The sequence below is a fragment of the Pseudomonas sp. R37(2017) genome (assembly GCF_002113375.1).
Taxonomy (GTDB): domain Bacteria; phylum Pseudomonadota; class Gammaproteobacteria; order Pseudomonadales; family Pseudomonadaceae; genus Aquipseudomonas.
In genome coordinates this window covers 220111-231445 of record NZ_NEHO01000009.1, presented here as the reverse complement: position 1 = coordinate 231445, position 11335 = coordinate 220111, and the positions used below count along the sequence as shown (strand labels likewise).

The following is an 11335-nucleotide window of genomic DNA, read 5'->3' as shown; positions in this document are numbered from 1 at the left end:
CATTTCATTAGAGGGGGGGCCGGAAGTATCGGGCGAGGGTTAACCCCGCTCCACCACCACGCCACTCATCGACGGTTTGGCCAGCGCGTAATAGATCACCCCCGGCACGAGCAGCCCGACGATCCAGGAAATATCCACGCCGCCCAGTTGCGCCACCATCGGTCCGGAGTAGAAATGGGTGTCGACGAAGGGCAGCTGGACCAGCACGCCGATCACATAGACGCTGATCCCCAGCACGTTCCAGCGACCGTAGCGCCCGCTCGGGTCGGACAGTGCCGGGATGTCGTAGCGTTCCTTGTTGATGAAGTAGTAATCCACCAGGTTGATCGCGCTCCACGGGGTGAAAAACGTCAGCAAAAACAGGATGAAATACTTGAACGAGTTGAGGAACGAGTACTGCCCCAGCAGCGCCAGCGAGGTGGATGCCGCGACAATCAGCAGCACGAACAGCATGCGCTGGCGGGCGGTGATTTCCAGGCGACGACGAAAGCCGCTGATGATGGTGGCGATGCACATGAAACTGCCGTAGGCGTTGAGGGTGGACACCGTGACCTTGCCGAAGACAATGCTCAGGTACAGCAAGGACGCGATCACCCCGGTGCTGCCCAGGCCGACAATGGTCGCCACTTCATGGCCTCGGAAATTCGCCCCGGCCAGTGCCGCGGCGAACACGCCCAGCACCATCGATGCCTGAGCCCCCACTACAGTGCCGAGGCCGACGGCGGCGAAGGTTTTCCACGACGAAGTCTTGCTCGGCAGGTAGCGCGAGTAGTCCGCCACATAGGGGCCGAAAGCGATCTGCCAGGACGCCGAGAGCGACACCGCCAGCAGGAAAGTGCTCCAGCCGAAGTGACGGTTATCGAGCAACAGGCCGATGTCGTTGAGGGTCATCAACCGGGTGAACAGGTACGCGAACGCGATGATGCCCAGCACGCTGGCCACCCGCCCGACCAGGTGAATCACCCGATAACCGAAGATCGTCAGGAACGCGATGCACGCGGCGAAAATCAGGATGCCGGCACTGTCGCTGACGCTGATCAATTGCGCAATCGCCTGCCCCGACAGCACCGCGCCGGTGGCGCTGAAACCGAGGTACATCAGGCACACCAGGACAATCGGGATGGCCGCGCCATACACCCCGAACTGCACTCGGCTGGAGATCATCTGCGGCAGCCCGAGCTTCGGTCCTTGCGCCGCGTGCAGCGCCACCACGGCACCGCCCAGTACTTGCCCGATCAGCAAGCCGATCAGTGACCAGAACACATCGCCGCCCAGCACCACGGCGAGGGCGCCGGTGACGATGGCGGTGATCTGCAGGTTGGCGCCGAGCCACAAGGTGAACTGGCTGTAGAGGCTGCCGTGACGCTCGGCCTCGGGAATGAAATCGATCGAGCGGGTCTCGATCAGGGGACTTCGTTGCGCACTCATGAAAGTGTTTCCTTTGAGGAACTGTTTTTGTTGTCAGGGATGAACATCAAAATGTCTTGGTGGCGCTGGCTACAACCGTCGCCGAGCAGAGGTCGTCGAAGCCGTACCAACTGCTGCACTCGCTTTTCGACAAGTCGGTGTCGATGTAGCTCAGGCCCCAGGTCACGCCAACGAAGTCGCGGGTCAGCTTGGCTTCCCACTCGTAGTAGGACTCGCGGCTATCGCCACTGGCGGACCAGAACGCGGGGTCATTCACATCGTTGCGCCCAAAGCGCAGGTCCAGGCCAACTTCGGCCGGCAAATCGATTTTGTAGCCCAGGTAGGTGTAGAGGGTGTCCTGGTCCTCGCCGAAGAGATTCGGCGTGTCCCTGGAGTAATTGGCACCCAGCTTCACGCCGTACAGGTCGAGAACGGCGTACACCTCGCTGAGGTTGAATTCGGAGTTTTTCGGATAGTCGTACTTGATGTAGCCCAGATCCAGGCTGATGGCGTCCGTCGCCTGCCAGTAGTAACCGGCGAAGTACTCAAGCTCCTGCCGGGTGTCGAAGCCGCCGCCGAAATCGACGTTGGAGGTCCAGGTACCGATGTACAGGCCGCTGCTGTGCAGCAGCGTTGCACCGCCCTGCACCGCCGGGTCGCCCAGGGTTTGCGAGATGCCGCGGGAACGGTAGTCGCTGACGACGCCCAGGGTCATGTCCAGGCTGAAGTCATCGTTGAGGGCAAGGGCCTGGCTCGTCAGGGGGGCCAGTGCCAGTGCGGCGAGGGTCAATGCTGAAAATGCGTTCATACAGTTCTCTTGTTGTTATGGCGTACGGGAATTTCAGGCATGGCGATGCCACGCCCCTTGCGGTACAAGGGGCTGGCGGTTTTTACGGGTATTGGGGGTACGCAGGTCAGGACGCGGGGGCGTAGACCTGCTTGCCGGCGAAGAAGGTGTTCAGGACTTTGGTTTCGAACAGTTCGTCATCGCTGACCTTGAACACATCGCGGTCGAGGATGATCAGGTCGGCCTGCTTGCCCGGTGCCAGCGAACCGATCTGCTTCTCCAGGCGCAGGGTTTTCGCCGCGTTGAGGGTATAGGCCTGGAACATGGTCTGGCGGTCGATGCTTTCCTTGGCATTGAGAATGCCCAACGGACCTTTGCGCGTGCTGGCCTGGGCAATGGCGTTGAACGGATTGGCGCTCGACACTGGCCAGTCGCTGCCACCGGCAATCGTCGCGCCGGCGTTATGCAAGGAGCGCGCGGGATACTGGTAACCGTAGGCAAAGGCGCTGATGTAGGGCTTGACCAACTCGACGGTGTAAGACTCGCCGGTGGCCCACAGCAGTTGCATCGAGGCAATCACGCCCAGTTGCTTGAAGCGCGGAAACTCCTTGGGATTGACCAGTTGCAGGTGCGCAATGCTGTGGGGCACGGGTGTCGGGCTGAGTTTGCGCGCATAGGCCACGCCATTGAGCGCTTCACGCACCGCGCGGTCGCCGACGGCGTGCATATGCACGATCCAGCCACGTTTTTCCGCCGCCACCACCAGTTCGCCAAAGTGCGCCGGGTCGGTCAGCAGTTGGCCGTTCTTGTGGCTGTTCTTGTACGGCACGACGACCGCCGCTGTTTGCCCGGGGAATTCGAGAATGCCGTCGACAAACACCTTGATGCCGGGGAACGTCAGGTTAGGCACGCCCTGGAATTGCTTGATCACCGTGTCGATCACCTCCAGGTCGGCAGGCTTGCTCTTCGGATTGGTGACCATCAACGCGGCGACGTGGGCACTGAGTTCGCCGTTCTGCGCCAGCTCCTTGTACAGCGGCAGCACGCCGACACTTTGCGCGGTGGCATGGAAATCGAACAGCGAATCTTCGCTGCCGCCGTTCGCCGCCGCGTCCATCCAGGCGGTGACGCCGAATTGATTGTTGATCTTCACCGCCTCGCGAGCGGCCTTGAGCATCACCTCCGGGGTGGGCGCCGGAATACCGTTGCGCACCACGTCCCAGCGGGACTCGGCAAAGTAGCCGTTGGGAGTGAAGTCCGTTTCATGGCCGATGTACCCGCGCTCTTTCTCCGGCAGGCTCTTGACCAGTGCCGCGTCGATGTTCAGACGCTTGAGCATCGCGTTGTTGGCCCAACCGGTGTGCCCGTCGATACCGCTGAAGACAATCGGTTGATCCGCCCAGCGGCCCTGGTTGAACACCTTGCCCAGTTCACGACTTTTCTCCCAGTAGGCCGAACTGACCCCGGCGACGCTGATCACATCACCGGCCCGGGCGCGCCCGGCCTTGTCCTCTTCGATCAACCATTGTTCCAGTTCCGGCAAGGGTTTGACCTCGTCCAGCAGGTTGGCCTTCATGCTGTCGAACGCCCCCACCACCGGATGGCTGTGGGTGTCGATCATGCCTGGCATCAGCACCTTGCCCGCCAGGTCGATACGTTGGGTCCTGGCGTCGGCCAGGGCATTGATTTCAGCATCGCTGCCCACTTTCAGAATCTTGCCGTCTTGCACCGCGACAGCCTGCACCAACGCCTGGCCGGGTTCGGCGGTGAACACTTTGCCGTTGAACAACACCAGGTCAGCGGCGGCCATCGCTTGTACCGAGGACAATGCCAGCGCGGCGGCCAACAGGTTTGGAATGAATCGCATCGGAACGCTCTCTAGTTTTTATTGGACGGATCGGGAAGTGACAACCTGGGAAGCAACCTGTGGCGCCAGTCCCAGGAACGGCGCCTTGGCCCACACGACCTTGCCGCCGACCAACGTCAGCAGCACGTCATTGCGACCCAGTTCCTCCTCGGGCACCTGCATGAAGTTCTTGTCGAGCACGATCAGGTCAGCCAGCTTGCCGACTTCCACCGAGCCCAGCAGCGCATCCAGCTTCAGCTGTTCGGCGGAACTGAGGGTGATGCTGCGCAGCACTTCGGCTCGCGTCAGCGCCGGATCGTTGTTGAGTCGCCCGGCGTACTTGGGCCCATAGCTGTGCGGATTGGTCGGATCGCCGGAACGGGTGACACCAACCTTCAAGGCGAGGAACTCATCCAGCGGATCGACCGGCCAGTCGCTGCCAAACGCCACGCGACCACCGGCATGGGCGATGCTGCCCGAGGGTTCCATGCGTTCGAATCGCTCGGCGCCGAGGTGATCACTGGTGCCGTCGACCGTGAACGGTGCCTGCTGCCCCCACTGGAACGACATGGTGGCCGTGACGTCCAGCGCCTTGAAACGCGAATAGTCGGCAGGGGCCACCGTCTCGGCATGCGCGATGGCCGGGCGGAAGTCTTGACCGGGCAGCGCCTTGCGCACGTAGGCGACGCTGTCCAGTGCATCGCGCACCGCGCGTTCGCCAGTGGCGTGCAGGTGCGGATCGAAACCGGCCTTGACCGCTTGCAGCAACAGCGGGTTGAGCACTTGCGGCGGGAAGTACAGTTCGCCCAGGTTCTTGCCCGGCGTCCACTTCGGCGCCTGGTCGGTGCCGCTGTTGTGCAGGTACGGGGTCAACATGGCTCCGGTGTCCGCCGGGGCATTGATGATGCCGTCCATGAACAGTTTGACGTGGCGCATGCTCACGCCCGGCGCGGTTTTCACTTCGCCCTGGTCGTAGCGGCTGGCCAGGGTCTTGGCTTCGGCGATGGTTTTGGCCGGATCGGCGGCCGCGGCGGCCGGGTCCAGCTTGATCGCCAGCAAGGCCCGGGCGGTCAGTTCACCCGACTGTTGCAAGCGGGTAAACGCCTGAGCATTTTCCGGCCCCGACAGGGCATCGAAGAAACTGGTAATGCCTTGCCGGCGCATGGCGTCGAGGGCCGCTCGAACCTGATTGAGTTTTTCCGCATCGGTGGCGGGCGGCACCACGGCGGCCATCGATTCCGCCGCACCGTCTTCGCAGATACCGTTCGGGTTACCGGCCTTGTCGCGCCGGTATTTACCGTCCTTGGGGTCGACCGTGTGCTGGTTGATCCCGGCCAGTTCCAGACCGCGAGAGTTGGTCAGCACCGTATGGAAGTCGGTGGAACGCACCTGGATCGGACGCTTGGTGTCGAGTGCGTCCAGGGTCGATTTGTCAGCGTCGCCATCGAGCCCGGTCATGCCCATGCGGTCCCAACTGCCCACTTCCAGCCAGGCATCCGGGCCCTTGTCCTTGTCGGCATCGAGGCAGGCCTGGATGCTCGCCTGAAACTGTGCGCGAGTCAGCGCCTGGTATTTCAGGTCGCACAGCGACATGGCGCGACCGCCATCCCCCGGGTGCATGTGCGCATCGACGAAGCCCGGCATCAACATGCGCCCGGCCAGGTCGATCAGTTGTGTCTGCTTGCCGATGTAGCCGTCGACACCGGCATCGCTGCCGACATAGACGATCTTGCCGCCCGAAATGGCGATGGCCTGCTGCACGGAGCCCTGGCCATCGACGGTGTAGACGTAGCCATTGCGCATGACCGTGTCGGCGGGTGTCGCCGCCAATGCCATGCAGGAAAACGCCGTGGTCGATGCAACGGCGATGAACAACCTGGAAAGTCTCAAATGCCTCACCCCTGTTCTTATTGTTTTGAAGCGGCCCGAAGCGACTGCGCCAGCCCCTGACAACCCTATAGGGCGCGGCGCGCGAATGGACCTCTGCAAATGAGGAGGGGTCAGGTAAATAATTGATAGGGCTGGGATTAATCCCGGCGCATGGACTCCGTCAGCCCACCCGGCGAACGCAGGACGGAGCCCAGTTCGACCTTGCTTTTCACACCGAGCTGCACGTAGCAGTTGCGCAAGTAAGTGCGCACGGTCGCGGGGCTCAGGGCGAGCATCCTGGCGATTTCCTTGTAGGAGTGGCCGGCGGCGAACAACATCGCTGCGGTGCGCTCCCGTGGCGCCAGGCCATCCCCGCCCGAGGGGGCCTCGAGGGACAGGATGATGTGTCCGGCGTTAGGACTCAGGGTCAGCGCGCAGCGGCCCAGGCGGAACACACAGGGTGCCTTCGGCAGTTGTGCAATCACTTCGGCTGGCAGCGTGGAACCGCTCCAGCCAGGTAATTCGCGTTGAATGGCGGCGCACAACCTGGCTCCGACATACAGCAGGCTGCCGTCCAGGCGTGCGACGCCAAAATCACTCGCTCCGTTTTCGCTGTCGAAGCGAATCATGTCCTGTACCTGAAACCGCCACAGCTGGAACAGGTGATCGCAGAACGCCGAAAACAGCTCGGCTTCGCACTCCCCGAACGCCTGTTCATCCTGACCACGGTAGAGGCAGACGAAAAACATCAGGCCGCTTTCGGGGAGCTCGTACGTGATGCTCATCAAGTGATAGAGATCGTAGCGCCGGGCGAAGTCGTTGACCGCCTCGCACGGGTCGTTGAACCCCTCGTCGCGCAGCACCTCGCCTGGACGATTGAGCGTGGCGTGGGAAAACTGATCGTTGGCCGCCACCGGATGCCATTCGGTGGCAAAGGATTCGGGGAGATTGATGCTGCCGTGCATCCAGCTCTGCGGGGGAACATCAGGACCTGGCGTCGACATCTCGCCCCACCAGGCAGACGCGAAGGGCACCAGTTGACCGAAAGCCTGCAGGCCGTCGGCAATGAACCGCGACGCCCCGTTCTCCCGCGCCAGCCGCCCGAGGTGCAGCACACAATGATTGAATGCCTTGAGCGTTGCCATCGTCGCGTCGCCGCCGACCTTGTTGCCCTCCTCCATCATTGCAATCCCGTTCACTGCATGGCTTTTCGTTTCGACGATGCCATAGGCCCGTGACGGGCGTCCAGCAAACAATGACATCAACGGTTACAAAGTGCTGTTCAGCCCGTACAACTGTGGCCGGCGGTCCCGATGCAGGTCGTTACGGGCACTGATGCGCTTGTTGCGCGCCTCGGCGAGATTCAGGCTGGCCAGCAACAACTGCTCGCCGCCCTGCTCCGCCGGCCCGGCCAATGGGTAACCGTCGGCATCGACGATGACCGAACCCTGGACCCAGCCGACCCCACGCTCATGGCCATAGCGATCACAGGCGGCGATGAACATGCGGTTCACCGAGGCATTGGCCTGCACCCGCAGCACTTCGGCCGGACGCTCGGTCTGCGGCCGCGGACCGTCGGGCCAATTGACCGGTGCACAGAGCAGATCGGCCCCGGCCAGTGCCGCAAGACGCACCCATTCAGGGAATTCCAGGTCGTAGCAAATCAACATGCCGAGCCGCCCGTGCAGCGTCTCGACCACGGGCGGTGGAGCATCGCCGGCGGTGAAAATATCCTTCTCGGCATCCCATAAATGCGCCTTGCGGTACACCGCGCGCAGGCCATTGGCGTCGATCATCGCAGCGCTGTTGGCCAACTCATCACCGGGCAGGCGCTCGCAAAAGCCGCCGACGATCACCAGGTTCAGCTCACGGGCCAGGGTTTTCCACAGTTGCAAGGTCAGACCGTCAACGGTTTCCGCCAGACCCAAGGCTTCGTCGCGGTCGGCAAACAGATAGCCGCTCTGCACCAGCTCGGGTAGCACCACGATTTGCGCGCCCTGAAAGGCTGCCTGGCGAATCGCGCGCTCGGTGAGCGTGCGGTTGTGGGCCAGGTCAGCTATTTTCGGCGCCAGTTGGCAACAGGCGACCACGGTATTTTTTACGCTGCTCAACGTCCTGCCTCCGCAGATGAATGGGTCATGGCGACGATGTCGCTTTCAGTCAGTGCATCGATCACCCGGCGCTCGGCGGCCAGATCGAGCGAGCGGCTCAGCAGGTAATAGGTCAGCCCCGAAACCACCAGGCCCACCAGCCAGGCAATGTCCACGCCTTCGAGTATCCGCGCCAGCGGGCCAACGAAAACCTCTTTGCCGGCGGCGGCATCGAAGATGTAGAAGAACGGCACCATCGCGGCAAAGCCGATCAGGTACGAAACGATGCCGCGAAATTGCCAGGCGCCGTAAATGCCGTTTGGCGTGAAGAAATGCGGAATCGCATAACGGCCCTTGCGCACGAAGAAATAGTCCACCAGGTTGACGGCGGTCCAGGGCACGAGGAAGTACAGCAACAGCACCAGGAAGGTGTTCAACAGTGCGATGCCGTCACCCTTGATCGACAGCACGCAGGTCAGCAGGATGATGCTGATCACACCGATCGACAGCACACGGGCGCGGGGTGTCGGGGAGATTTTCCTGATCGAGTCGACACCGGTCAGCAGCGTCAACATGGCGCTGTAGGTGTTGAGCGCGATGATCGGCAGGAAACCCGCCACCGAGACGATCACCAGCAGATTGCCCAGCCCCGGCACCATCGAGGAGCCGACCTGATTCAATGCCACCAGCGCATCCGCTGCTTTCAACGCCTGCGCCAACCAGGCGCCCAGGCCGATCATCCAGCTGCCGGACAACGAGGCGCCGATGAACACCGCCGCAATCAGTTTCGTCCGGCTGGTGTTTTTCGGCAGGTAACGGGAATAGTCGGACACGTAGGGCGCATAGGAAATGTTGTAGCTGGCACCGATGGCGAACAGCGTAGCGAAGGCCACCCAGTTGAAGCCCAGATCGGTCGCCGGAGTGACGCCTTCGGCACCTGCACCGAACATCAGGGCGATGGTCACCAGTGCATAGAGCGGCAAGGTTGCCAGCAAGGCCCACTTGAAGGCCTTGTGCATCAGGTCGTGGCCGTAGATCGACAACAGCGCGCCGATCAGCACCACGGATACGGCGACGATGGTCGGGTCGATGCCGAACACATGCTCAAGGCCGTTCATGATCAACGAGATGTTGACCACGTTGAAGCCGACGAACACAAACATCGTCGCCATCAACGCCAGGATCACCCCGCGATAGCCGAATTGGGCGCGGGACTGGATCATTTGCGGCAGGCCCATTTCCGGCCCCTGGGAGCCGTGAAACGCCATGAAGACGGTGCCGAACATGATGCCCAGGGCACCGGCAAGCAGGGTCCACAGCGCGGACAAACCGAGGCTGGGGCCGACAAAGCCGATGGAGAGGGTGAAGAAGTGGAAGTTGCCGAGGAACCAGAATGGCCCCTGGCTGGCGAGTTTGGCGTGACGTTCGTTTTCCGGGATGTAGTCGATGGAATGGCCTTCGATGGCCAACCCGCCGCTCGCCTCGCCGGCGTGCGCAGACACTGGGGAACCTGACATACGATTGTTCCTATGCTGTTGTTTGTTGTTTTTGTGGGTACAGCGCTCGCTACGACGTCCAGATCAGGTGAAACTCCATACATATCTGACGATGGCGCTGGTTTCACGGCAATGTAGGGCGTGGGTCCAGGCAGTAAAATATCGCAGGCACACTGTTCACATAGATCCGCATCTATGTAACCGAGAATCGGGAGCCCCCATGCTGGGAACTGTAACGGAGCTGGATCTGCGTCTGATCCGGGTCTTTCTGACCGTCGTCGAAGCAGGCGGCATCTCGGCGGCACAAACCGCCCTCAACACCACGCAACCCACGATCAGCGCGCAACTGGCGACGCTGGAAGCCAGGGTCGGTTTCCGCTTGTGCGAGCGTGGGCGCGGTGGGTTTTCGGTGACGCCCAAAGGCACTCAGTTCATCGACGCGGCCCGCCGTTTGTTGGCGGCGGCCGAGGGCTTCCGGGTCGAGGTGCAGCACATCAACCGCAAGGTCTCGGGCAATATCAACATCGGCCTGCTGGGGCAAATCGATCCGGTGGCGAACAAGAAAATCGGCCAGGCCATTGCCCGCTTGCGGGCGCGGCACGAGGGGCTGTACTTCCATTTCACCGAGCTGTCATCGTCGCTGCTGGAAGAAAAAATCATCAACGGCCATATCGACCTGGCCATCGGTTACTTCTGGCACCGCTTGCCCAACATCGATTACTTTGCGCTGTTCCCGGAAACCCAGATTGCCTATTGCGCGCCGTCCCATCCGCTGTTCGACCAGGTCGGTGCGCTGACCCGCGAAGATGTCAGCGAGTTCGACTGGGTCTGGCCGAGCCATCCGCTGCCGGAAATGCCGGCCCCCACGTCCATCGAACGCCTGACCGTGCTCACCGACAGCATGGACGGCGCGGCCCTGCTGATCCTGTCCGGCCAGCACCTGGGGTTTCTGCCGCAGCACTACGCGACCCGTCATGAACAGTTGGGGCAGTTGCACCCGCTGAACCCGGATCTGCTGCGTTATGAGGTGAGCTTTCATGCGGCGGTGCGGCACTCCTCGCGCCAGCGCGACCTGGTGAGTGCATTCCTGAACGAGTTGATCGAGATTTTCGGAGCGGTGTAGGCCACCGAAATTATTAAATTACTGTAGGAGCGAGCATGCTCGCGATGGCGTCGTTACCGTCAACATCGAAGCTCTCTGACCTGACGCCATCGCGAGCGTGCTCGCTCCTACAGGGGAATGTGGTGGTTTCAGAAGTGGATGTCCCTGGCCGGTATCACATCGATCCGCGCCACGGAACCGGTCAGGCGCGCCAGGTCCTTGTTGTGCTCGGCGATGATTCCTTCGGCGCTGAGATTGCCGTTGTCGACAGTGGAATGTGCGTCGCCTGCCAGCACCACGTCGTAGCCCAGTTTCAGCGCCTGGCGCACAGTGGCATTGACGCAATAGTCAGTCTGCAGACCGCAGATGACCAGACACTCGAAGTCCTCTTTCGGCAACAGCTTCTGCAGGTTGGTCTGGTAGAACGAATCCCCGGTGGTCTTGCGTACACGCAGGTCCTTGGGCGAGGTTTGCAGCCCTTCGGCCAGTTGCCAGCCCGGGGCGCCATGCTTGAACAGTTCGCCCTCTTCGTGCTGGATCAGCACCACGGGAGCGCCGGCCTGGCGCGCCCGGGCGGACAGGTCATTGATGGTGTCGATGACCCGTCCGATCTCGAAGCACTCGTACTCGCCGGAACACAGGGCTTGTTGGACGTCGATGATTAACAACGCAGTGGCCATGATTTCCTTCCTTGATATGTCGAGGGATCAGGGGACGAACATAAGCCCGTCCCCATTC

General features: G+C 61.8%; 9 protein-coding genes. 1 reads left to right on the top strand and 8 read right to left on the bottom strand.

Translation table 11 applies throughout. The features are described 5' to 3' along the window. Positions 1–39: 39 nt before the first annotated feature. From CAG47_RS16985 to CAG47_RS16955, 7 genes are all read right to left on the bottom strand, one after another. Positions 40–1428, bottom strand: a complete 1389-nt coding sequence (locus CAG47_RS16985) for a cytosine permease (RefSeq protein WP_085726007.1) — start codon at positions 1426–1428, stop codon at positions 40–42. A 46-nt stretch (positions 1429–1474) separates the two neighbouring features. After that, positions 1475–2215: a TorF family putative porin gene (locus CAG47_RS16980; RefSeq protein WP_085726006.1), complete on the bottom strand. Its 741-nt coding sequence runs from the start codon at positions 2213–2215 to the stop codon at positions 1475–1477. Between the two features lie 106 nt (positions 2216–2321). Then, on the bottom strand, positions 2322–4061 hold the full coding sequence (locus tag CAG47_RS16975; RefSeq protein ID WP_085726005.1) for an amidohydrolase: 1740 nt from the start codon (positions 4059–4061) through the stop codon (positions 2322–2324). Between the two features lie 18 nt (positions 4062–4079). Further along, positions 4080–5876 carry an amidohydrolase gene (locus tag CAG47_RS16970; protein ID WP_177409015.1) on the bottom strand — a complete coding sequence of 599 codons (1797 nt, stop codon included), beginning with the start codon at positions 5874–5876 and terminating at the stop codon, positions 4080–4082. Positions 5877–6067: 191 nt separating this feature from the next. Next, positions 6068–7090 (bottom strand): helix-turn-helix transcriptional regulator, encoded by a 1023-nt coding sequence (locus CAG47_RS16965; RefSeq protein ID WP_085726003.1) that lies wholly within the window; start codon positions 7088–7090, stop codon positions 6068–6070. Positions 7091–7177: 87 nt separating this feature from the next. After that, positions 7178–8020, bottom strand: coding sequence for a nitrilase-related carbon-nitrogen hydrolase (locus CAG47_RS16960; protein WP_085726002.1), 843 nt, complete (start codon positions 8018–8020; stop codon positions 7178–7180). Beyond that, positions 8017–9516: a cytosine permease gene (locus CAG47_RS16955; RefSeq protein ID WP_085726001.1), complete on the bottom strand. Its 1500-nt coding sequence runs from the start codon at positions 9514–9516 to the stop codon at positions 8017–8019. The genes CAG47_RS16960 and CAG47_RS16955 overlap by 4 nt, the downstream gene beginning before the upstream one ends. A gap of 199 nt (positions 9517–9715) precedes the next feature. Between CAG47_RS16955 and CAG47_RS16950 the strand changes: the two genes are divergently transcribed. Further along, positions 9716–10618 (top strand): LysR family transcriptional regulator, encoded by a 903-nt coding sequence (locus CAG47_RS16950; RefSeq protein ID WP_085726000.1) that lies wholly within the window; start codon positions 9716–9718, stop codon positions 10616–10618. A 128-nt stretch (positions 10619–10746) separates the two neighbouring features. On the opposite strand, the gene CAG47_RS16945 is transcribed toward CAG47_RS16950, so the two are convergent. Then, on the bottom strand, positions 10747–11277 hold the full coding sequence (locus tag CAG47_RS16945) for a cysteine hydrolase family protein (RefSeq protein WP_085725999.1): 531 nt from the start codon (positions 11275–11277) through the stop codon (positions 10747–10749). Positions 11278–11335: the final 58 nt, after the last annotated feature.